This window comes from Shimia sp. Alg240-R146 (assembly GCF_947331465.1).
Taxonomy (GTDB): domain Bacteria; phylum Pseudomonadota; class Alphaproteobacteria; order Rhodobacterales; family Rhodobacteraceae; genus Shimia.
The window spans coordinates 389,093-409,213 of the sequence record NZ_CAMZOK010000001.1 but is presented as its reverse complement, the minus strand read 5'-3'; the positions used below and the strand labels follow the sequence as shown (position 1 = coordinate 409,213).

The 20,121-nt window shown below is 58.4% G+C and carries 24 protein-coding genes; 9 read left to right on the top strand and 15 right to left on the bottom strand.

The features are described 5' to 3' along the window. Positions 1 to 66: 66 nt before the first annotated feature. From PG871_RS02000 to dapE, 3 genes are read right to left on the bottom strand one after another with little or no spacing between them, the layout of a single operon-like run. The gene (locus PG871_RS02000; RefSeq protein WP_270728669.1) at positions 67 to 654 is read right to left on the bottom strand and encodes a TIGR04282 family arsenosugar biosynthesis glycosyltransferase; all 588 of its coding nucleotides are present in this window, start codon (positions 652 to 654) and stop codon (positions 67 to 69) included. Positions 655 to 674: 20 nt separating this feature from the next. Next, a complete protein-coding gene (locus PG871_RS01995) occupies positions 675 to 1,097 on the bottom strand; it encodes a GNAT family N-acetyltransferase (protein ID WP_270725460.1) in 423 nt (140 codons plus the stop codon). Beyond that, on the bottom strand, positions 1,094 to 2,239 hold the full coding sequence (dapE, locus tag PG871_RS01990; protein WP_270728666.1) for a succinyl-diaminopimelate desuccinylase: 1,146 nt from the start codon (positions 2,237 to 2,239) through the stop codon (positions 1,094 to 1,096). The genes PG871_RS01995 and dapE overlap by 4 nt, the downstream gene beginning before the upstream one ends. Positions 2,240 to 2,548: 309 nt before the next feature. Here dapE and PG871_RS01985 point away from each other — a divergent pair, with 309 nt between their 5' ends. Together PG871_RS01985 and PG871_RS01980 are read left to right on the top strand one after the other, a co-directional pair. Beyond that, a complete protein-coding gene (locus PG871_RS01985; RefSeq protein WP_270725458.1) occupies positions 2,549 to 4,117 on the top strand; it encodes a Hint domain-containing protein in 1,569 nt (522 codons plus the stop codon). Between the two features lie 10 nt (positions 4,118 to 4,127). Further along, complete coding sequence (locus PG871_RS01980) at positions 4,128 to 5,222, top strand: Hint domain-containing protein (protein WP_270725456.1); 1,095 nt, start codon at positions 4,128 to 4,130, stop codon at positions 5,220 to 5,222. Between the two features lies 1 nt (position 5,223). Here the strand turns inward: PG871_RS01980 and PG871_RS01975 are convergent, their stop codons facing one another. Continuing rightward, positions 5,224 to 5,601 carry a hypothetical protein gene (locus tag PG871_RS01975; RefSeq protein ID WP_270725454.1) on the bottom strand — a complete coding sequence of 126 codons (378 nt, stop codon included), beginning with the start codon at positions 5,599 to 5,601 and terminating at the stop codon, positions 5,224 to 5,226. 282 nt (positions 5,602 to 5,883) lie between these two features. On the opposite strand from PG871_RS01975, the gene PG871_RS01970 reads away from it, so the two are divergent. Further along, on the top strand, positions 5,884 to 6,579 hold the full coding sequence (locus PG871_RS01970) for a Hint domain-containing protein (protein ID WP_270725451.1): 696 nt from the start codon (positions 5,884 to 5,886) through the stop codon (positions 6,577 to 6,579). Between the two features lie 134 nt (positions 6,580 to 6,713). Further along, positions 6,714 to 7,793: a transporter substrate-binding domain-containing protein gene (locus PG871_RS01965; protein WP_270725450.1), complete on the top strand. Its 1,080-nt coding sequence runs from the start codon at positions 6,714 to 6,716 to the stop codon at positions 7,791 to 7,793. Here the strand turns inward: PG871_RS01965 and dapD are convergent, their stop codons facing one another. Further along, the gene (gene dapD, locus PG871_RS01960; RefSeq protein ID WP_270725448.1) at positions 7,794 to 8,621 is read right to left on the bottom strand and encodes a 2,3,4,5-tetrahydropyridine-2,6-dicarboxylate N-succinyltransferase; all 828 of its coding nucleotides are present in this window, start codon (positions 8,619 to 8,621) and stop codon (positions 7,794 to 7,796) included. Between the two features lie 181 nt (positions 8,622 to 8,802). Here dapD and PG871_RS01955 point away from each other — a divergent pair, with 181 nt between their 5' ends. After that, entirely contained in the window at positions 8,803 to 9,636 is an 834-nt protein-coding gene (locus tag PG871_RS01955) for a TIGR00730 family Rossman fold protein (protein WP_270725446.1), read from the top strand. A 62-nt stretch (positions 9,637 to 9,698) separates the two neighbouring features. Here the strand turns inward: PG871_RS01955 and PG871_RS01950 are convergent, their stop codons facing one another. The 3 genes from PG871_RS01950 to rlmN form a co-directional block, all read right to left on the bottom strand. After that, on the bottom strand, positions 9,699 to 9,908 hold the full coding sequence (locus PG871_RS01950; RefSeq protein ID WP_270725445.1) for a hypothetical protein: 210 nt from the start codon (positions 9,906 to 9,908) through the stop codon (positions 9,699 to 9,701). 101 nt (positions 9,909 to 10,009) lie between these two features. Then, positions 10,010 to 10,393 carry a phage holin family protein gene (locus PG871_RS01945; RefSeq protein WP_270725443.1) on the bottom strand — a complete coding sequence of 128 codons (384 nt, stop codon included), beginning with the start codon at positions 10,391 to 10,393 and terminating at the stop codon, positions 10,010 to 10,012. Between the two features lie 64 nt (positions 10,394 to 10,457). Next, positions 10,458 to 11,657 (bottom strand): 23S rRNA (adenine(2503)-C(2))-methyltransferase RlmN, encoded by a 1,200-nt coding sequence (gene rlmN / locus PG871_RS01940; protein WP_270725442.1) that lies wholly within the window; start codon positions 11,655 to 11,657, stop codon positions 10,458 to 10,460. Between the two features lie 152 nt (positions 11,658 to 11,809). On the opposite strand from rlmN, the gene PG871_RS01935 reads away from it, so the two are divergent. Together PG871_RS01935 and PG871_RS01930 are read left to right on the top strand one after the other, a co-directional pair. Continuing rightward, complete coding sequence (locus PG871_RS01935) at positions 11,810 to 12,115, top strand: hypothetical protein (protein ID WP_270725440.1); 306 nt, start codon at positions 11,810 to 11,812, stop codon at positions 12,113 to 12,115. Between the two features lies 1 nt (position 12,116). Further along, the gene (locus PG871_RS01930) at positions 12,117 to 12,812 is read left to right on the top strand and encodes a helix-turn-helix transcriptional regulator (protein ID WP_270725438.1); all 696 of its coding nucleotides are present in this window, start codon (positions 12,117 to 12,119) and stop codon (positions 12,810 to 12,812) included. On the opposite strand, the gene PG871_RS01925 is transcribed toward PG871_RS01930, so the two are convergent. Beyond that, positions 12,801 to 13,805, bottom strand: a complete 1,005-nt coding sequence (locus tag PG871_RS01925) for a Hint domain-containing protein (RefSeq protein ID WP_270725436.1) — start codon at positions 13,803 to 13,805, stop codon at positions 12,801 to 12,803. The genes PG871_RS01930 and PG871_RS01925 overlap by 12 nt on opposite strands. A 120-nt stretch (positions 13,806 to 13,925) precedes the next feature. Beyond that, positions 13,926 to 14,462, bottom strand: coding sequence for an invasion associated locus B family protein (locus PG871_RS01920; protein WP_270725434.1), 537 nt, complete (start codon positions 14,460 to 14,462; stop codon positions 13,926 to 13,928). 169 nt (positions 14,463 to 14,631) lie between these two features. On the opposite strand from PG871_RS01920, the gene PG871_RS01915 reads away from it, so the two are divergent. Further along, a complete protein-coding gene (locus tag PG871_RS01915; RefSeq protein WP_270725432.1) occupies positions 14,632 to 15,627 on the top strand; it encodes an asparaginase in 996 nt (331 codons plus the stop codon). A gap of 122 nt (positions 15,628 to 15,749) precedes the next feature. Here PG871_RS01915 and PG871_RS01910 read toward each other — a convergent pair whose 3' ends face one another. The 5 genes from PG871_RS01910 to serB form a co-directional block, all read right to left on the bottom strand. Then, complete coding sequence (locus PG871_RS01910) at positions 15,750 to 16,064, bottom strand: YciI family protein (protein WP_270725430.1); 315 nt, start codon at positions 16,062 to 16,064, stop codon at positions 15,750 to 15,752. A 37-nt stretch (positions 16,065 to 16,101) separates the two neighbouring features. Continuing rightward, positions 16,102 to 16,530, bottom strand: a complete 429-nt coding sequence (locus tag PG871_RS01905) for an SRPBCC family protein (RefSeq protein ID WP_270725428.1) — start codon at positions 16,528 to 16,530, stop codon at positions 16,102 to 16,104. Then, complete coding sequence (locus tag PG871_RS01900; RefSeq protein WP_270725426.1) at positions 16,527 to 16,847, bottom strand: ArsR/SmtB family transcription factor; 321 nt, start codon at positions 16,845 to 16,847, stop codon at positions 16,527 to 16,529. Before PG871_RS01900 ends, PG871_RS01905 begins: the two co-directional genes overlap by 4 nt. A gap of 66 nt (positions 16,848 to 16,913) precedes the next feature. Then, positions 16,914 to 17,672 carry a TSUP family transporter gene (locus tag PG871_RS01895; RefSeq protein WP_270725424.1) on the bottom strand — a complete coding sequence of 253 codons (759 nt, stop codon included), beginning with the start codon at positions 17,670 to 17,672 and terminating at the stop codon, positions 16,914 to 16,916. A 3-nt stretch (positions 17,673 to 17,675) separates the two neighbouring features. Next, complete coding sequence (gene serB / locus PG871_RS01890) at positions 17,676 to 18,554, bottom strand: phosphoserine phosphatase SerB (protein WP_270725422.1); 879 nt, start codon at positions 18,552 to 18,554, stop codon at positions 17,676 to 17,678. Positions 18,555 to 18,666: 112 nt separating this feature from the next. On the opposite strand from serB, the gene PG871_RS01885 reads away from it, so the two are divergent. Then, positions 18,667 to 19,599, top strand: coding sequence for an L-lactate dehydrogenase (locus PG871_RS01885; RefSeq protein WP_270725421.1), 933 nt, complete (start codon positions 18,667 to 18,669; stop codon positions 19,597 to 19,599). The last annotated feature ends 522 nt before the right edge of the window (positions 19,600 to 20,121 follow it).

Here is a 20,121-nt window from a genome sequence, read left to right as displayed (position 1 = left end):
CTTCTTGGGCTTTCAGCCCAATTCATCCCCGAGACATTTTTCGCAAAAGGAGGAGATTTTCGAGGCTCAGGCCGTCAGGGCTGAGCCGGGCCCAACCCTAAGGGGCGGGAGGTCTTGGACGGTATCCACATCGGAAAGCGTGGCAACGGTGGCGATGCGGTGGTTCGGCAAGGAGGCACGGCTGTCGGCCAGCGCATGCTCGGTGGACCAGCGCACGTTTTGAAACAGCGTCAGCGGAGGTGGGGAAATGCGTTTGAGACCCACCAGCCAGTAACCGCCATCGGTGGCGGGGCCAAAAGCGGCGTCGTGGGCGCCAAGGCTGCGAAAAGCGGTGTGTACATGCGCGCGGGTTATACCAGGAATATCAGCGCCGATGATGCAGACCGGTCCCGGCGGCATATGGCGCATGATCCGGCGCATTCGATCACCCAGGTTACCTGTGCCTTGTGGCGCGCGCGGCAGATCATGCGGCCATACACGCGATGTGAGGCCCTCAACGTCAGGGGCAACTGCCAGTGTGATCTGCCAGCGGGGGTCGCGCAGGCGGCGGATCAGGGAGGCGGACTGATGGCGAAACCACCACGCAGCGGTGGTCAGGCCGATGTCACGTCCGAGGCGGGTTTTTACGCGGCCAGCGCGCGGTTCCTTGACCATGATCACCAGGTGTTGGTGTCTCACAGGGTGCGTTCCATGTCGCGATGGTCGATGCCGGCGTCGTCATAGACGGGCCCATAAGCGGTAAAGCCCAGCGCCTCGTAAAATCCGATGGCGTGGCATTGCGCGCCCAACATACAACGCATGACGTCAGGCTGCGCCTCAAAATGCGCCACAGAGGCCTTGATCAGCGCGGCACCAAGACCGGAACCGCGCACATCCTTGAGCACACAAACGCGGGAAATTTTGCCTGTTTCACCCTTGGTCAGCAGGCGGGCAGACCCAACCGGACGGCCCTCAATCGTGGCCAGAAGGTGCACCGCCTGATCATCCAGCCCATCCCATTCATCCTCATCACTAACGCCTTGTTCACCTTGGAAAACAATGCGGCGCAGCTCTTGGCATTGGGCGTAGTCGGTCACGGCATCGATGTGCCATGTCATGCGAAATACTCCGTCAGGATGCGAGTGTAGATGTCTTTGAGCTGATGGATTTGATCAACCGGCACGTTTTCATCAACCTTGTGCATTGTCTTGCCGACCAACCCAAATTCCACCACCGGACAGTGGTTTTTGACAAAGCGCGCATCAGACGTACCACCGGAGGTCGAGAGTTCCGGCGTGCGGCCTGTTTCGGCCTGCACTGCGGCGGCGACCAGATCAGAGAGCGGTCCCGGGGGCGTGATAAAGCTTTCGCCAGAGATTTTCACGGTCATACCGATCTCGACGCCACTGTCGGCGGCAACCGCATCAACAAGTCCTTGCATCCAATCCGTGAGCGACGCGCCAGAGTGCACGTCGTTGAAACGAATGTTGACCGTAGCGCGGCATTCCGCGGGGATCACATTGGTGGCCGGATTGCCGGTGTCCATGGTCACAACGGCCAGCGTAGAGGCGTCAAAATGGTCAGTGCCTGCGTCCAGCGTGTGGCTGGACAGGCGATCCATCAGGCGCGCCATGGCCGGCAACGGATTTTTGGCCCGGTGCGGGTAAGCCGAGTGGCCTTGGATACCAGTGAAGGTGAAATAGGCCGTGAGCGAGCCTCGGCGACCGATTTTCATCATTTCGCCCATCTCATTGGGGCACGTTGGTTCGCCTACGAGGCAAACGGACATCTGTTCGTTATTTGTGTCCAGGTATTCAAGGAGTGCAGTGGTTCCGTCCACGGCGTCGCCCTCCTCATCACCGGTGATGGTGAGGATAATTGCCCCCTTTGGCGGTGTGTTAGAGACAAAATCAATGGCCGCTGCCGCAAAAGCAGCAACGCCGGATTTCATGTCTGTGGCGCCGCGGCCAAACATAATGCCGTCGCGAATTTCGGCGCCAAACGGATCCGCTGTCCACGCGGCTTCGTCGCCCACGGGCACAACGTCGGTATGACCGTTGAAGCCAAACGTCTTGGCGTGGCCTTTGTCGCCCCAACGAGCGAAGAGGTTGGAAACCTCACCACGGTCCACGCGGGCGCAGTCAAATCCGGCTGCGGAGAGCTGTTTTTCCAGCAAAACAAGCGCGCCACCTTCGGTCGGCGTTACTGAGGGGCAGCGGATCAGGTCGGCGGTCAACTGTGCGGCGTCTGTGGCGGTCATGGTGTCCTCGTGGCGTGAATGCAGCGGTGTGTCTCTGGTTTCGCATAGGGCGGCAGGACCGGAAAGCCACAAATCCGTGGGCATCGTACCGGAAAACGGTGCAAGCCCCTTAACACAAGCGAAAATTTGCTGTTAATTGGTTTCAATAACAATTGACCGAGGCAGGTCACCAGCAGTTTTGCCCCAAGGGGCCCTCATCAAAGACGTCAAAAATGACGCGTGATGGTTAGGAGTCGCACCGCAACAGCGGTGGTGCGCGCGCTGTTTGGTCCTGCTTTGGCGCAGAGGCAGAGATCAAAGGCAGGCGGTATGCCAAGACTACCAGTGGATCGCGGTGCAGACGCGGAGGAGATGGCGGAAACCATCTTCGGGGACGGCGTTCAAGTCGTCGGCGCAACCTATACCGGCGACGGTAATGCGTCCGGTGTTTACACCAATGGCGGCTCGGTCTCTCCGGGTGTGACTCCCGGCGACAGCGGAGTGATCCTGTCCACAGGCAACGCGCGCAATTTCTCCAACCGAAATGGAGACTTCAATCAGGACACCAACCAGTCCTCCAACATGAACGGAATTGACAACAATTCCGTGCTGAACGGGTTGGCCGGGGCCAATACCTATGACGGCGCCATTCTGGAGGTGCAGTTTATTCCCACGGGCGACACGATGACGATGCAGTTCGTCTTTGCCTCAGAGGAATACCCGGAATACGTCAACTCGATCTATCAGGATTTTGTGGCCGTCCAGATCAACGGAGAGTTTGTACCTCTGGCGATCGGAAATGGCGAAGTGGATCCCGGCAACATCAACGGTGCCGAAAACGAAAGCCTGTTCATCGACAACACGGGCGGAGCCTATAACACCGAAATGGATGGGTTTACCCTGACGATGACGTTGACCATTCCGGTCAACTCAGGCGTTATCAACACCATTCAGTTCATCATCGCCGACGTATCAGACAGCAGCTATGACAGCTCGTTGTTGATTGGCGCGGATTCGGTGCAGACCGCGCTGGTTGCCGAAACCGACACGGTGAATGTCGCGCTGAACGGCACCACCACGGTGGATTTGCTGGGCAACGACATCAACACCACCGGCGGCACACTGACTATCACGCACATCGCGGGGCAACCTGTTGCGGTTGGCGTGCCGATAACGCTCGGGTCCGGACAGATCATCACGCTGAACGCGGACGGCACGGTCACAATCGAGGGCGACGGCGACGAAGAAACCGTCAACCTGACCTATCTGGTCGAAAGCTCGACCGGCACTACCGATACCGGCTTCGTCACCATCACGCAGGCGCCCTGTTTTGCGGCAGGAACCTTCATTCAGACGCCGTTTGGCGAAGTGCCCGTGGAACATATCGCAGTGGATGATCTGGTGGAGACGCTGGACAACGGGCCGCAGCCGGTGCGCTGGCACGGAAGCCGCACGGTGGAAGCGCGCGGCAAGTTTGCCCCGATCCTGATTGACGAAGGCACCTTTGGCGATCATCGCGCCCTGACGTTGTCTCCGTTGCATCGCGTCATGGTTGGCGGCGCGTGGTCGGAATTGTTGTTTGGCGAGGAAGAGGTGCTGATCAAGGCGCGGGATCTGGTAAATGGCAAAACCATCCGTCAACTCGATGGCGGCACTGTGGAATACCATCACCTGTTGTTTGACGACCATCAGATCGTGTTCTCCGAGAAGTTGGCCACCGAAAGCTACCTGCCTGGACCGCAGACATCCGCGAGCTTTGATCCGGAGATCGTCGCTGAACTTTGCGCGCTGTTTCCTGAACTTGCTGACAATGGCGGCACCGGATACGGGCAGATGGCGCGGCCCGGTTTGAAAACGTTTGAAGTGGCCGCCATGGCCAATTGGGCAATGGCGAGTTGAGGAGCGGGACATGAGTTGGCTGGCTTTGATCGACAGAACACGCACCCTGTTCCGGCTGGACGGGTTGGCACGGTACGGACAGAAACCGGGCAAAGATCTGGTGGATCTGCGCGCGCCGATGCCCACGGGCAGCCTCGTCGTGGAAACCCGCGTCTCGCCCTATGACAAGCCACAAATGTTGATGGGATATGCACCCCAGACCCGCAGCGGCGTGCGATTGTCGCTTCAGGCCGTACCTGGTGGCGGCGTGGTTCTGGTGCTGAATTCCGGCAGCGAAACATTTCACACCGCGATCAATCTGGACACCGGCGGACGGGCGGACGTGATCCGCATCACCTACAGTTGGGATTTGGCCCGGTTTCGTGGGCGCCTGTCCGTGGAGCGCCCCGGCACCTTCCGCGTCGAAGTCAAAGAGTTGGTCAATCCGATCGCGCTGTGCCCTGAGGACATGTGTGAGTTCGTGCACGACGATCTGTCACGCGTGTTGTCACCGGACGTGATTTACGCCGCGCTGAGCGATCGGGTGGAGCCCATCGGCCCGGCGCCGACGATGACATTGGACACGCCGGTGATGACGGCGGACGGGTATGTGCCCGCCGGCAGTCTCCGACGCGGCGATCTGGTGCACACGGCCCAAGGCGACACTGTGCCGGTGCTGAACGCGATCAAACGCACGGTGCCTGCCGCAGGGCAATTCACCCCGATCCGGCTGCGGGCGCCTTTCTTTGGTCTGCAGGAACCGATTGTCGTGGGACCAACACAACGCTTGGTGATTGGCGGATCGCGCGTTGAATACACATTTGGGTCAGAATTCGTTCTGGTGCCAGCCGGCCATCTGCTGCATGGATCGGCCGCCAAACCGATCAAGACAGAGCCGTTGGTGACCTATTGTCAGCTGATCCTGCCCGATCACGACGCGCTTTTGGCGTCCGGAACTTATCTGGAAAGTCTGGATCTTGGCCGTATCCGGCGGCGTCAGGATGTGCTGCGCGCCAGTCTGCTGGGCCAATTCACCCGCGCCAACCTGCCGGAGCATTCACGCACGGCCTATCCGGTGTTGCGAGAGTTCGAAGCCCTGACGTTGGCCGCCCAGCGCGCCGCGTAACTCAGTGTTGCTGCTCGGCGTCGCCGTCGCTTTCCTCGCCGTGGTAAAACGGCGTTAGTTGCGCCACCACAACAGAATTTTCATCCAAGGCCCGTTGCATCAACGTACGCTCGGCGGCGTCGATCTCATGGCCTTGCGCTTCGCGTTCTTCGACGGTGCCGTAGCCCGTCACATCCAGAGGATTGAGGTCCGCCTGTTTAAGGATCGCAACAGTTTCGCGTACCGCTTCGGCCTCATCCACACCGCTGGCATAGATCATCAGCGCGCCGCCGGTTGCCCCATCGGGCAGACCGTCGTCTTCTTTGCGACCAACCTGAACCAGAAGGGTGAAAACCTGCTGGCGCGATTTCTTTTTGGGGGCGGGTTTGGATGTGCTCATGGGATCAGCCCTTAGCCTGACAGATGGGACAAGGTCAACTGACGGCCCAAATACAGACCAAAATTGGAGACAAGTTTAATCACTCTCCCCCCGCCAATCATCACTTGGTAACGCCTAACAGGCACTTTGTTGGCAAGACCAGACCCCGCCTGCTGTCGATCGTCAGCATACGCCGTCATTTTGGCAGGTTTGCCAAAATCAATGACGAGTGGGCCAAAGGTCAAAACGTACCGCAGAACATACATTGGCTGTGAGCTTGTATTGCCAAAACAGGGGGCAACAATGACGGACACACACAACGATCTTGCGCGAACCACGTCTGTGCTGAGCGGGTTGGGCTTGGCCAAAACCCACGTGGCCTCTTTGGCCCGAAACGAAATTGGCTCAACCACATCGGCCACATCGGTCCCTTGTTTTGTGGCGGGCTCTCAAATTGTGACGCAGGCTGGCCTTGTGGCCATCGAAGACCTGTCACCCGGAGACAAAGTGTTAACCCGCGACAACGGGTATCAGGTGCTGCGCTGGATCGGTCGCTCCAGCCGCTTGGCGCTGGGCGATGACGCCCCGGTCGAGATTGCGGCAGGCGCATTAGGAACCCACGACGCCGTCGCGTTTTCCCGCAACCATCGGGTTCTGGTGCTATCGGACACGGCGGCAACTCTGTTCGGCGAAAGGGAAGTGCTGATCAAAGCCGGTGATCTTGTAAACAACGCCTCGGTTCGCGTGCGAAACGATGGTTTGCCGGTAACCTATGTGCATCTGCTGTTTGACCGGCACGAGATCGTGCGCGTCAATGGGCTGGACTGCGAAAGCTACCATCCAAGCCACGAAACGCTGGACTCTTTTGATCCGGCAACCCGGCAGGAAATTCTCGCGCATATGCCCAACACCGACAAGTTCATGGGCTACGGATATGGGCCGGTTGCACGCGTTTCGCTGCGTGCACAAGAAGCCAAGGCTTTGATGCACGCCGCCTAAAACGTGGTTTCCCTGATACTTTCCCGACATTTATTTGTGTTTTGCGCAGGTTTCCCCTGGGTAATTGATCTGGGTCGGTTGACCGGATTTTCACCCAGGGGCTATTGGATGCTGAACTCGGGACCAACTTTGCCATGAAACTCTTTGCAGCGGTCGCATTGGCGGCCATGACACTTCTTTCGGTGGCGACCGGCGCTGCGGCGCAGGTCGGGGACAGGCTGGTCTTTGCCACGGTGGACCGACCCCCATTTGCGATGCTTGAGACCGACAGCGGCGTGCCTGAGGGGTTCAGCATCGATTTGATGCGTGCCATCGCGGACGATCTTGGCAAGACGGTGACCTTTGCCCCGGCTGAAAGCTTTAGCGCGATGTTGGATGCCGTAAAGACCAACGCCGTGGATGGAGCGATTGCCAATATCTCAATCACCGCGGCGCGCGAAGTTGAAATGGATTTCAGCCAGCCGATTTTTGAAAGCGGCATTCAGATCTTGATGCCGAAAGAAGGGAGCACGCTGGGCCGCGTTGGTGGCTTGCTGACACAAGAGATTGGCACCGCCATCCTGATCGCCTTGGGTCTCTTGTTTGGTGGCGGCATGCTGATGTGGCTGTTTGAGCGCAACCACCAGCCGTATTTTGATCGCCCTGCCAAGGACGCGCTGTTTCCGTCGTTCTGGTGGGCGCTCAACCTTGTGGTCAACGGCGGCTTTGAAGAACGCGTTCCCCAGACAAAACCGGGTCGGTTCTTTGCCGTAATTCTTGTGGTGGCCAGCTTGTTTGTGGTGTCGGTTTTTGTCGCGACGATCACCGCCGCTGTAACCGTCGAAGCCCTGCAAGAAAGCGTGGACAGCATCAACGATCTGGACGGGCGCGACGTTGGCACGGTGGTTGGGTCCACCAGCGCTAATTTCCTAAACCAGCGCGACATCCGCTTCACCGGATATATTTCACCACAGCAAATGCTGGCGGACTTTGACGCGGGCACAATCGACTCGGTGGTGTTTGACGGGCCTATTTTGGCCTATCACGTCCGCGCCAATCCCAAATCCAAGGCGCGGGTGATCGAGCGTGTTTACCGGCCCGAAAACTACGGCATCGCGCTGCCGGCAGACAGCGCGATGCGCGAAGAAATCAATCAGGCTTTGCTGAAACTGCGCGAAGATGGCACCTATGACACGCTGCTAAAGCGCTGGTTCGGTGCCAACTTCCGGTACTAATCAGTCCCGCAACAGCTCGTTAATGCCGGTTTTGGAGCGGGTTTTTGCGTCCACGCGTTTGACGATCACTGCGCAATACAGGCTGACACCGTTCTTGGACGGCATGGAGCCCGACACAACCACCGAATATGGCGGCACTTCGCCGTACATCACTTCGCCGGTTTCGCGGTCCACGATCTTGGTCGACTGGCCGACGTAAACACCCATACCCAGCACCGAGCCCTCACGCACGATACAGCCTTCGACCACCTCAGAACGCGCGCCGATAAAGCAGTTGTCTTCGATGATGGTTGGACCCGCCTGCATGGGTTCCAGAACGCCGCCGATGCCAACGCCACCGGACAGGTGCACGTTTTTGCCGATCTGGGCACAGGACCCAACAGTGGCCCATGTATCAACCATGGTGCCTTCGTCGACATAAGCGCCGAGGTTCACAAACGACGGCATCAAAACAACGCCAGGTGCGATGAAGGCCGATTTGCGCACAATGCAGTTCGGCACGGCGCGAAAACCTGCCGCCTGCCACTGGTTTTCACCCCAGCCGAGGAACTTGCTGTCGACCTTGTCCCACCAGCCGCCGCCTTGCGGACCACCGGTCTGAATTTCCATATCTTTGATGCGGAAGCCAAGCAGCACTGCTTTTTTGGCCCATTGATTGACGTGCCAATCGCCGTTCTCCAGCTTTACAGCCACGCGCAAGCTGCCGCTGTCCAGCGCGTTCAGCGTGTCTTCGATGGCTTCACGGGTTTCGCCTGAGGTGGCGGACGTGATGGTGTCGCGCGCATCCCATGCGGCTTCGATGGCGGTTTCCAGTTGGGCGTTGGACATTGGTCTCTTGTCTCCGGTCAGGGCAAAGTCGCAGGCTTCTTACCCGCTTCAACCGCCCACGTCACCTTGCAAAGCGACATGTTCGGAATTGCACGCGGCACACCGGTCACAGCGCTGTCACTGGTCAGCGGTCAAAGAACGCGCTAGCTGTCGACAAATCGCGCTAACGAGGACTTCTTTTATGACTGAAAACCGCTCCCATCCGTTGCCCTATGCCCGCTCAGATCGCGAAGCCGCAGAGCAGGTGCCAGACACACCGCAAACCCGCGCGCCGTCTTATCGGCTGGCCTTTGCGGACGAAGATTTCATGTGTCGGCCGGAATTGCGTCCGGTGCGGTTGCAGCTTGAATTGCTAAAGCCGGAATTGGCGCTGGACGAGCACGGCATCGAAAGCACCGTTGTGCTGTTTGGTGGTGCGCGCATTCCCGAGCCCGCCAAGAAAGACACCGCACGCACAAAAACTCTGGCGGACCTTTCGAAGTACTATGAAGAAGCCCGCAAGTTTGCACAGATTGTGACGGCGGCCTCGGACGGACGCAAAAACGTCGTGGTGACCGGCGGCGGTCCCGGTGTGATGGAGGCCGGCAACCGCGGCGCGGTCGAGGCCGGCGGGCGGTCCATCGGGCTTAATATCGTGCTGCCCCACGAGCAGGCGCCAAACGAGTACGTAACGCCCGAGCTGTGTTTCAACTTCCACTATTTTGCGATCCGCAAAATGCATTTCCTGATGCGCGCCAGCGCGATCTGCGTCTTTCCCGGTGGCTTTGGCACGTTGGATGAAATGTTTGAAACTTTAACGCTGATCCAGACCGGCCGCATGGATCGCGTGCCGTTTTTGCTGTTTGGTCAAGCGTTCTGGGAAAAAATCATCAACTGGGAGGCGCTCGCGGATGCGGGCACCATTTCGGCCGATGACCTCGACCTGTTCCAGTTTGTAGAAACCGCCGAAGAGGCGGTCGATATTCTCAACGGTTGGCAGGATTACTCCCGTCGCGGGTCGCTTCCCGGGCGTTGATTTGAGCCTTGGCTTCCCGGCATGTGTCCGGGGCGCAGCCCTTGTGTTTGTGCGGCGTCTGCTTAGTGGAAGCTTGCGGGCAAAACACCCAGTTCAACACCTTGGGGCAGCTTGGTCACAACTTGTGTCCCTGCGACGTCTTTGATCGCATAACCGTAGCCCTGAAGGCGGAAACGCCACTCGCGATTGCTCAGCGAGTTGGATTTTTCGCGGGTCAGAATGTCCAGAACGGGCGCGTCGATCATTGCGCCGCCAATATCTGCATGTGCCATGTGTCAGTCCTCTCTGTTTGTTGACAATTAGGAAACTGACTGTTGATCGGGGCGCAATTGGTCCTCAATTGGGGAAAGTTTTAGGCAAACACCGCTATTGTTTACGATTTTGGCACTTTCAGAGAGGGAAACAGGTATTTCGGCACCAAAACCCCAGCGATTAGTGCGCCCAGCCAAACAATCAAAGTGGCGGCAAGAAGGTTCGAGATACCACCGATTGTGAAATTGCTGACCAAAAGCTCGGTCACAAGCAGCCCGACAAAGGTGACAATCAACGATATGCCACCCAACAACTCCGGCATCTTTTTCTCGGACAGTTTACGGATCATCGGCAACAGGATCATCGACACCACCGTAAACACCACGGTCACGATCAGCATCGCCAATGCGCCAATGGAAAATCCGGGCAGCAAAAGGTTGGCGATCAACAGACCGATAAAGTTGGCCAGCAAATGCGCGGCGGCGGACAGAACAAATTTGGGCATAAATGCACCTTTCAAAGGAAACTCGCGACCAGCCTAATCCGGTTCCGTCAGAAAATCACGCGTTTCAACCCTGGCTGACGCCTGTCTCCGCTTCAATCTGCTTGCGCGACTTTCGCGCACGTTCCGTTGCGGACTTGAGCTGACCACACGCCGCCATGATATCTTCGCCGCGTGGTTTGCGGATTGGGCTGGAATATCCTGCAGCATGGATGATGTCGGCAAAGGCGTGGATGCGGTTGTTGGAGCTGCGCTTGTAGGGCGCGCCGGGCCATTCGTTGAACGGGATCAGGTTGATCTTGGCCGGAATGTTGAAGCGTTTGATGTGATCCACCAGCCGATGCGCGTCTTCTTTGCTGTCGTTCACGCCTTGCAGCATCACATATTCAAAGGTGATGCGTTCGGAGTTGGACACTTTCGGATAATCCGCCAACGATTGCAGTAGCTCTTCGATATTCCAGCGTTTGTTGATCGGCACCAGCATATCGCGCACATCATCGGTGGTGGCGTGGAAGGAAATCGCCAACAAACAGCCAATTTCCTGCGCCGTGCGGGCGATTTCCGGCACCACACCAGAGGTCGACAGAGTAATCCGACGGCGAGACAGTTGGATGCCTTCAGGATCCATCGCGATTTTCATCGCATCGCGCACGTTGTCAAAATTATATAGCGGCTCACCCATGCCCATCAGCACGATGTTAGACAACAAACGCGGGCTGTCCTCGGTGGTGCGGGTGCCGGGGGTGGGCCATTCGTTCAAATCATCGCGCGCCATCATCACCTGACCAATGATCTCGGCAGAGGTCAGATTGCGCACCAACTTCTGAGTGCCGGTGTGGCAGAACGAGCAGGTCAGCGTGCAGCCGACTTGTGACGAAATGCACAGCGTGCCGCGGTCTTCCTCGGGGATGTAGACCACTTCGACTTCGTGACCGCCGGCAATGCGCACCAGATATTTGCGCGTGCCATCCTCGGACACCTGCTTGGTGATCACCTCGGGGATCGCGATTTCAAAGAGCTCGTCCAACTCGGCGCGATAGGCCTTGGACAGGTTGGTCATGTCGTGAAAATCGCGCACGCCCCATTGATAAATCCACTGCCAGATCTGCCCGACCCGCATCTTGGCCTGCTTTTCCTTCGTGCCGTTGGCGATCAGAACCTCGCGCAGCTGGTCACGGGTCAACCCGACAAGGTTGATCTTGCCGCCTTCGGGCAGCTTGCGGGGAATGGTCATCACGTCCTGCGTGATTGGCGCGCTGGTGCTCATGGGTCCGGACTCATCTGGGAAATCAAGCGGTGCAGATACACCATATAGGGCAATTTGCAAATAATACACGTGCGGGGCCACGCAACTGACAGACCGTGTCAGTTGGCCTGTGTCAGACAGACTGCATCAGCACCTCAAAAAGGAGAGAGTTCATGTCTGTACTGGAAATTGTTCGTTACCGTGTCAAAGACGGTGTCACGCCCGAAGCGGCATTGGCAGCTTGGGAAAAATCCATGCCTTTTGCCGAGGCACAATCCGGCTATGTGGCGCGGCGCATTGCTGTCACTGCCGATGGCGAATGGATCGATGAAGTCGAGTGGGAGACTATGGCCAGTGCAATGGCGGTGGCAGACGCCTTTGATCCGCAGAAATATCCCGAACTGCTCGACCTTGTGGCCGTTCTGGACGAAAGTTCTATGAGCATGACCCATTACACCGTCCAAGGAAGCACCGCCTGACATGCGTCGGACCGACCGCCTTTTTGACCTGATCCAGATCCTGCGCGACGGGCGGTTGCACCGTGCGTCCGATCTGGCAGAGCACATGGAGGTGGCGGTCCGCACCATTTATCGCGACATGGACACGCTGGTGGCCAGCGGCATCCCCGTCGAGGGCGAGCGCGGAGTTGGATACATCCTGCGCGCGCCGGTTTTCATGCCGCCAATGGCATTGTCACAGGTGGAGCTTGAGGCACTGCATCTGGGCGCAGCGTTGGTGCGCCAAACTGCGGATACAGAGCTGCAAGACGCCGCCAATCGCGTGCTGACCAAAATCGATCAGGCGATGCCCAACCCGATGTTCGGTGCGCTCGACGGCTTTGGCAAAGAAATCTTTGCAGCGCCCGAGGTAGAGGCAAGTTTCGAGTTGATGCCAGTCATCCGCCGCGCCATTCGCGAACAACTGGTGCTGGCGATCGAGTATCTGGCCCTAAATGGCAGTCGCACACGTCGTCGGATCAGGCCGTTGCAAATGGAGTACTGGGGCCGTGCGTGGACCATGACGGGATGGTGCGAGACGCGACAGGACTTTCGCGTGTTTCGGATCGATCGGATCAAGACATGTTTGGACACAGGCGAGCCCTTCGTCGAAGAAGAGGACAAAAGTCTGGCCACTTACCTTTTGCGCTTTTACGCCGAACACCCGTCAGGCGACTGATTTTGCCTCCAGCGCCAATGGTGCCTCATACGACTTCAAACAGCGCCGCGCAGTTTTACCGCCGGTCGCCACCTGCATCAGGTCGGGGAACAGGCCCAGCAGCTCGTCGCGTGCTTCGTGTTGGAACTGATCCAGCGTGACCTCTCCGGGGTGAAAACTCTCGGTCAGCAATCCGTCCGACAAAACAATCTGGTGTTGGTCAAACAAAAAGTGGAAATACTCCGGCTGCGGCACATAAGACACCTGCGTGATGCCGTTCCAGCCGACCAGTTGCTTGGCGGGAATCAACACCTCACGCGAGTCAAACAGCATCTCAAAGCTGGCATCGCGCATCCAAATCCGGTGATTTGGGGACACATAAAGGTCACGGCTCGGCTGTCCTTTGCCCATCGCGCCTCGAGGAATTTTGATCGGAGCGGCTTTCTCAAATGCCGGACCGCGCGCTTGTGTGGTGTAGCTGCCAATCCAGCGGATCGGAGCAAACCCGCCATCGCGCACCATCACGTGATCGCCCGGGCGCAGGTCCTCAACCGCGATCTCGCCGCGTCGCGTGGCGATCTTGGTGCCGACCAGAAAACAAGGGATTGTGCCTTCGTTTAGTGGACCAGTGATCCAATCGCCGTTCTCATCAAGTTGCACGGATTGATTTTGGTTGTTGCCGGTGGAACCGATCTGGGTGGACGTCATCCCCGCAGCGGGGCCGGAACTGGGTGTCACGCTGGTGTCAAAGGAAACAAAGCTGACAACCACGCCATCCACCACAAGCGCCACCGCGCCGTTCTTGTGTACGGCAGCATCCAGTGAATAGACGTCCTGGCCAAACATGGTGTCGTCATAGGCGCCAATGCCATTGGTTGAACGCACGTTGCCGTTGGCGTGATAAATCACAACCTGAATGCCGGAGACATCCATGCCCGCGTCAACGGCGATCTCGATAAAGTCCTGCGAACCCGCGCCGCGATATTTGATCTCGGTAAACTTGGGATCTGCCATACCTGTACCTCACTTCTGTTGGGCGCCGTCGGTTTGTCCAACGGTCGTCCCCCCTGTGGCGATGTGGCAGTCTTTAACCTTGGCAGAGGTCATTCGGCCCGCACACGCGGGCCGGTCACGTCAATTGCAGCGTTTGCCCGCGTCCTCGACGGCTGCGGTAAAGCCAAGCAACGAAAAGCTGTCTTTGGTTTTGGTCCCGCGCGAGGATTGTGCAGAGAACACAGCGGATTTGCCGCGCTTCATTGCCGCAACGATGGCCGCGTCGTCCCCTTCGGAGGCGGGCCACGCCCATTCACCTTCGGTGATCAGCGAGAATGTATTGCCGTCGATATCCACATTCACCGGAGACCCGGATGCAAAAGGATACCCGCCGGTGAACCCGACCTGACCGGTCACGCTCAAATGCGGCAGATACGACACCATCAACAGGATGTCGCTGCGCTTCACCGCAACCACCTGCCCGCCGCGGGTGTTGACGCTTTCTTTGGCGGTGCTCACCGCCCAGCATTCCCGCTTGTCGCTGTCTTTGTGTTCAAAGACGCTCCAGTCGGTCATTGCCGCAACCTGATTGTCGCTGCTTTCCTGTGCCTGACCGGCAACCCCAAACAGCGACAGACCCGTCGCCGCAACCAAGGCTTTCACCAAACGTGATCCCATACCCAACAGCCTCCAAGCTGTGACTTGCCTCAAATAACTGCCCGCCCCGGCTTGTGCGCCATTTCTTGTAGGCTGGACATTCTTGTCTCGATGCGGTGAGTCTAACCCATGTTGGCCTTTGGGCGAAAGACCCGTTGGCACGATTTTGCCCATGAAAAAGAGAGAAATCATGACTGATCCTGTGCTGATGACCGAAATGTGGCGTGGAGACATCCTTGAAAGCATGCATCACGGGCATGCCGTGGTCTGTAATGCTGCAGGTGAGATTGTTGAGGCATGGGGCGATCCCGAGGCCGTGGTGTTGCCGCGCAGTTCATCCAAAATGATTCAGGCGTTGCCGCTTGTTGAGAGCGGTGCAGCCGATGCGGCGGGGTTAACGGAGACACATCTGGCATTGGCCTGCGCGAGCCACAACGCATCGGCAATCCACAACGACATGGTGCGGGATTGGCTGGCGGCGCAAGGCTTTGGCGAAGATGATCTGCGGTGCGGCCCGCAAGAGCCGCGTGATCTGGCGATCCGCGATGACTTGATCCGCTGTGGCGATCCGGTTTGTCGCGTGCACAACAATTGCTCTGGCAAACATTCAGGATTTCTGACGCTGACCAAACACCTTGGCGCAGGTCCGGAGTATTGCGAGATCGACCATCCGGTGCAAAAGGCGGTTCTGGCCGCACACGAAGAGCTAACGCAGGAAAACAGCCCCGGATACGGTATCGACGGCTGTTCTGCCCCCAATCACGCAAGCACCCTGCACGGCATGGCCCGCGCGATGGCGTTTTATGCCAGTGCGCGCGAAGGCAACGGCACCCGCGAAACCGCAGCCGCGCGGCTGCGCACCGCCATGGCGAAACATCCTGAATATGTGGCTGGCGAAGGCCGTGCCTGTACCAACCTGATGCGCGCGATGGGCCATACTGTGGCAATTAAAACCGGCGCCGAGGCCTATTTCGTGGCGATGCTGCCGGAACAGGGGTTGGGCGTGGCGCTCAAAATCGTGGACGGCGCGACCCGCGCATCCGAGAACGCGATTGCAGCTATTCTTGTCAAACTCGGTGCGCTCGATCCGGCGCACCCCGAGGCCAAGAAATACCTGGATGCGCCCATCCGCAACTGGGACGGGCTGCAAACCGGTTTGATGAAAGCAGGGGCTGCGCTGCGTTAAGGCGGCGGCGCTCCCGCCCAAGGCAGACGCCCCAAGGGGCGTCTGCGTTTGGTTGGGCGTGGCTCAGCTTCGCTGAGCCTAAGTGGGTATTTTGAGCCAGAAAGAAGCAGGCGGGACGTCTGCTACATTTCCATCGCTTCTGCGACTTCCACTGTGCCTTTGCCGTCCTCAAGGATCGGGCAGCCCTTGGCCATTTCACAGGCTGCGTCCATGTCAGCCGCATTTACCAGCGTGTAGCCTGAGACCGGGTTGGCGCCGCCGTCGTCTGACACGCCGGTGGCGCTGACGGTTTTGGACATGCCAGCTGGGTTGCCGCCGTCAATCATATTGGCGCCGATGCCTTCCATCCAGGCGCCCCAGGCGGCCATAACTTTTTCGCCTTCTTCCGGGGTCTCGGGTCGGCCACCACCGTGGTAGATGAACATAAATTTGGGCATTGAAAGTCTCCTTGTTGTGAAGGGTCTTAGGTGAAATTCATTCAAAAAGCGCCGCGAGACAGTTGAGGGTACTGGTCCAGCCACGGCTGTGGCCTTGCGCCTGATCCTCGTCCTGAAGGTCGCGGTGATCGATGATCAACTTGGCACCGTCAGTGGTTTCAACGATCGTAAAAGTGACATGACTTTCGTGGCCGCGCGCATCGTTTTCGTCGTGCCATGCCCACGTGAAGCCAACGGACTTGGGTGGGTCCAGACTGGTGATTTGACCGGACATCTTCATCGTCCGCCCTTCATCGCCTTGGATCACAGAATGCCATGGGCCGAGCTTGGTGAACTCAAGCGTGTGATCTCCCAGCGTCATGCCTTCGGGACCCCACCAGCGAGATACTTCCGCCGGGTTTGTCACCGCAGCATAAAGCCGATCCGGCGTCACCGGAAAGTCGCGTTCCAAACGGGCGTCTGTCATTCAGTTTCCTCTGCAAATAGGGCGTCCAAGCGGTCAAGTCCGGCCTGCCAAAATGCTTTGTGGTCCATGGTCCAGCCTGCAATGGCCTGCATCGCTTCAGGCCGCACAGAATAATAGCGTTTGGTGCCGTCGGCGCGTTGTTGGATCAGACCCGCAGTGCGCAGCACCTTCAGGTGGCGCGAGATGGCGGGGCCGCTGATTGTGGCGTCAGACACCAGATCGCCAGCCGCAAGTTCGCCCTCGCCCATCAAGCGCTCCACCATGCTGAGGCGGGTTTGATCGGACAAAGCGGCGAAGGCTGTGGTCAGGTGTGTCATGGACTGAGCATCGCCCGATTCTTTATTTAACACAAACGTTAAATTATGACGGTTGCGTGAGAGAGATCAGAGCGCATTCCACAAAAGCTTGGCCGCGAGGATCAGGGATGTCGCCACCAACAACGGTCTGATCAGCTTTGCCCCTTTGGCCATTGCCATCTTGGCCCCTAGCCGCGCTCCGGCAATTTGCATTGCACCCATCATCAGACCCAGCGCCCATAGCGGCTCCGCCACAAGGATAAATCCGGCCAAACCACCGACATTGGACGCAAAGTTCAAAAGCTTGGTATGTGCCGTGGCCTTAAGGATGCCGTAGCCGCCCAGCGCCACAAAGGCGATCATGTAAAAACTGCCTGCACCCGGCCCGAGCAATCCGTCGTAGGCGCCCACCAAAGGCACCGCTGTCCAGGTAAACGCCAAGGGCGACAGGCGCGCTGTGCGGTCGAGATCGTCGGGATCCTTGCGAAACGCAAAAAATATCGCGATGCCAATGAGCAGTAAGGGCAACACAAGGCGGATCCAATCAGTGGGCAACACCGACACCAGCAAGGCGCCTGCAAAAGACGCCACACCGGCAAGAACCGCGGGCAAGGCTTGCTCGCGCAGATCCACCAGCCCGCTTTTGGCATATGAATAGGCAGCCGTTCCGGCGCCAAACATGCCTTGGATTTTGTTGGTCGCCAGTGCCTGAACCGGCGGCACGCCCGCGATCATCAATGTCGGCAAAGTGATCAGCCCGCCACCGCCTGCGATGGCGTCCACAAAACCCGCGAAAAACCCGGCCGCCAACAAAAGCAGCAACGCCTCAAAGCCAAATTCAAGCATGTATCAGATCCCGACAAACTCGGTCTTGGCGTAGCCCTGAACATAGAGAAGTGCGGTCAGATCGCCGTGATTGATCCGGAGGTCGCATTCCGCAGCCACCGAAGGTTTGGCGTGCAGGGCAACGCCTGCGCCGGCCAGACCCAGCATACCCAGATCGTTGGCTCCGTCGCCCACGGCCATTACATCATCATGAGACAAACCAAGCCGCGCGGTGATTTCCTTAAGGGCTTGCACTTTGGCCTCGCGCCCCAAGATAGGCCGACCCACGTCGCCGGTCAGTTTGCCGTCTGCCACCAACAATGTGTTGGCGCGGTTTTCGTCAAAACCAAGTTCGGTGGCCACTTTGGCAGTAAAGGCTGTGAAGCCGCCTGACACCAAGGCCGCGTACGCGCCGTCGGCTTTCATTGTCGCCAGCAAGGCGCGGCCGCCGGGCATCAAGGTGATGCGCTCGGCCAGAACCTTGGCGATCACCGACTCGTCCAACCCCTTGAGCAAGCCAACGCGTTCCGTCAGCGCGCCGTCAAAATCCAGCTCGCCATTCATGGCGCGTGCGGTGATGTCTTTGACGCGTTCGCCAACGCCGGCCTCGTCCGCCAGCTCGTCGATGCATTCCTGCTGGATCATGGTGCTGTCCATATCCGCCAGCAGCATCTTTTTGCGGCGTCCCTCGGCGGGCTGGATCACCAGATCAACGCCCATGCCTTGAAGATCGGCCCACACATCCCAGCGATTGTCCGGCATCTGCGACAGCGAGAATTCGGCGGCCTCATCCGGTGCCAACCACTGTGCATCGCCGCCGCCCCACGCGTTGCGCAGGCTTTCCACCAACGCAGGATCAAGGGAAGGCTTGGACGGGGCTGTCAAAAGGGTCGCGACAAACATAAATCTACCTTTGTGTGCAGAGAGGCGGCAAAATCAGGCTGTCATAGACCACGACAGCTTGCACAAGACCAGCCCCGGATTACGTCTGGGGGTATGCAGATTGGAGACCGTGATGAAAATCGGAATTGTCGGCGCCGGACAAGTGGGCGCATCCGCGGCTTATGCCATCGCGCTTTTGGGCAAAGCCCGCGAAATCGTGCTGATCGATCTTGATCCGGCAATGGCGGCAGCGCAGGCCGAAGACATCAGCCACGCGATGCCGTTTGCCGCCACAACCGAAGTGCGTGCCGGAGGGTATAGTGACCTGACCGGCGCCGAAGTGGTGATCATCGCCGCCGGTGTCAGCCAGAAAACCGGTGAAACGCGGCTTGATCTGTTGGCGCGCAATGCGGCTGTGTTTCGGATCGTGACCGATCAGGTTTTAACCCATGCGCCGGACGCCATTTTGCTAATCGCGTCCAACCCTGTGGACATCATGACCGGCATCACCTTGCGCTTGACCGGCCTGCCCGCCCATCGCGTGATCGGGTCCGGCACCATTCTGGACACGGCGCGGTTTCGCGTGCTGTTGGGTCAGCACCTCGATATCGATCCGCGTTCGATCCACGCCTATGTGCTGGGCGAACATGGCGACAGCGAAGTTCTGTCGTGGTCCTCGGCACAGGTGGGCGCGCGGGATTTGCTCAGCTTCGCTCGTGAAACAGGCAGACCGATCACCGACACCGTGCGCGCCGCCATTGATGAGGGCGTCCGTCGCGCCGCCTATCGCATCATCGAAGGCAAAGGCGCGACCTTTTACGGCATCGGTGCCGGTCTCGCCCGTCTGGTCGCAGCGATTGAAGGCGATGAGAACTCGGTGCATTCTGTGTCGATCATGACGCCCGAGATGGAAGGCGTAAAAGACGTGCCACTGTCGCTGCCGCGCGTGGTTGGCAAAGGGGGCGTGATCACCGATGTCGCGCCGGAAATCAGTGCCGAGGAACATGCGGCGCTGGCCGCCTCTGCCAAACTGTTGAAGGACACGCTGGAAGCGGTGCGCATTTAGCCAGTTGCTCTACACGGCCCGGCCACCTCGCCATCGGGCAATTGGTAGCCGCACGCCGCACATAATTTGGCCTCGGGAGTTCGCATGAGTTTCTGACAAACGGGGCACGGCCGACCGTATATTGACAGTCGCACGTGATATAACTCCGTGAAAGTTTCAATGTGCTCGTTGGTGAGTTCAAAATATTTTTGCATTGCGGCGTCGTGCAAGTGACCTTGATCCAAGGCTTGCCGAGCTTGCGACAAGCTCAACCCTGTCCGCTTGCGGTAGGCCTTCATGGCTTCAATTGGATTGAGAAGAAGCGGCTCTAATTCACTCCACTCTGGCTCCTCCAATAGATTTACGACTCGCCCGAATTTCCAAACAAAATGTGCTTGCACCAACAAACCGCTCCCTTCGACGCAACACTGACTGCTTTCGCAAGTTTCCGATAGTGGTCAAAGCGCGTCAGTTTTGCGTGACAAACTGTCGTGATCGCAAATTTTCCCTGTTGTGCAGCCGCAGCATCCGCCTTATCCCCGT

What these genes read in the sequence shown, in the direction of transcription:
- PG871_RS01905 (WP_270725428.1), bottom strand. Translation starts at nt 16,530, where the DNA reads ATGACAGACGCCCGTTTGGAACGCGACTTTCCGGTGACGCCGGATCGG.
- serB (WP_270725422.1), bottom strand. Translation starts at nt 18,554, where the DNA reads ATGTTTGTCGCGACCCTTTTGACAGCCCCGTCCAAGCCTTCCCTTGAT.
- PG871_RS01915 (WP_270725432.1), top strand. Translation starts at nt 14,632, where the DNA reads ATGACTGATCCTGTGCTGATGACCGAAATGTGGCGTGGAGACATCCTT.
- PG871_RS01980 (WP_270725456.1), top strand. Translation starts at nt 4,128, where the DNA reads ATGAGTTGGCTGGCTTTGATCGACAGAACACGCACCCTGTTCCGGCTG.
- PG871_RS01955 (WP_270725446.1), top strand. Translation starts at nt 8,803, where the DNA reads ATGACTGAAAACCGCTCCCATCCGTTGCCCTATGCCCGCTCAGATCGC.
- PG871_RS01935 (WP_270725440.1), top strand. Translation starts at nt 11,810, where the DNA reads ATGTCTGTACTGGAAATTGTTCGTTACCGTGTCAAAGACGGTGTCACG.
- PG871_RS01895 (WP_270725424.1), bottom strand. Translation starts at nt 17,672, where the DNA reads ATGCTTGAATTTGGCTTTGAGGCGTTGCTGCTTTTGTTGGCGGCCGGG.
- PG871_RS01925 (WP_270725436.1), bottom strand. Translation starts at nt 13,805, where the DNA reads ATGGCAGATCCCAAGTTTACCGAGATCAAATATCGCGGCGCGGGTTCG.
- PG871_RS01910 (WP_270725430.1), bottom strand. Translation starts at nt 16,064, where the DNA reads ATGCCCAAATTTATGTTCATCTACCACGGTGGTGGCCGACCCGAGACC.
- rlmN (WP_270725442.1), bottom strand. Translation starts at nt 11,657, where the DNA reads ATGAGCACCAGCGCGCCAATCACGCAGGACGTGATGACCATTCCCCGC.
- PG871_RS01920 (WP_270725434.1), bottom strand. Translation starts at nt 14,462, where the DNA reads ATGGGATCACGTTTGGTGAAAGCCTTGGTTGCGGCGACGGGTCTGTCG.
- PG871_RS01965 (WP_270725450.1), top strand. Translation starts at nt 6,714, where the DNA reads ATGAAACTCTTTGCAGCGGTCGCATTGGCGGCCATGACACTTCTTTCG.
- PG871_RS01985 (WP_270725458.1), top strand. Translation starts at nt 2,549, where the DNA reads ATGCCAAGACTACCAGTGGATCGCGGTGCAGACGCGGAGGAGATGGCG.
- PG871_RS01950 (WP_270725445.1), bottom strand. Translation starts at nt 9,908, where the DNA reads ATGGCACATGCAGATATTGGCGGCGCAATGATCGACGCGCCCGTTCTG.
- PG871_RS01975 (WP_270725454.1), bottom strand. Translation starts at nt 5,601, where the DNA reads ATGAGCACATCCAAACCCGCCCCCAAAAAGAAATCGCGCCAGCAGGTT.
- PG871_RS02000 (WP_270728669.1), bottom strand. Translation starts at nt 654, where the DNA reads ATGGTCAAGGAACCGCGCGCTGGCCGCGTAAAAACCCGCCTCGGACGT.
- PG871_RS01945 (WP_270725443.1), bottom strand. Translation starts at nt 10,393, where the DNA reads ATGCCCAAATTTGTTCTGTCCGCCGCCGCGCATTTGCTGGCCAACTTT.
- PG871_RS01970 (WP_270725451.1), top strand. Translation starts at nt 5,884, where the DNA reads ATGACGGACACACACAACGATCTTGCGCGAACCACGTCTGTGCTGAGC.
- PG871_RS01900 (WP_270725426.1), bottom strand. Translation starts at nt 16,847, where the DNA reads ATGACACACCTGACCACAGCCTTCGCCGCTTTGTCCGATCAAACCCGC.
- dapE (WP_270728666.1), bottom strand. Translation starts at nt 2,239, where the DNA reads ATGACCGCCACAGACGCCGCACAGTTGACCGCCGACCTGATCCGCTGC.
- PG871_RS01885 (WP_270725421.1), top strand. Translation starts at nt 18,667, where the DNA reads ATGAAAATCGGAATTGTCGGCGCCGGACAAGTGGGCGCATCCGCGGCT.
- PG871_RS01930 (WP_270725438.1), top strand. Translation starts at nt 12,117, where the DNA reads ATGCGTCGGACCGACCGCCTTTTTGACCTGATCCAGATCCTGCGCGAC.
- PG871_RS01995 (WP_270725460.1), bottom strand. Translation starts at nt 1,097, where the DNA reads ATGACATGGCACATCGATGCCGTGACCGACTACGCCCAATGCCAAGAG.
- dapD (WP_270725448.1), bottom strand. Translation starts at nt 8,621, where the DNA reads ATGTCCAACGCCCAACTGGAAACCGCCATCGAAGCCGCATGGGATGCG.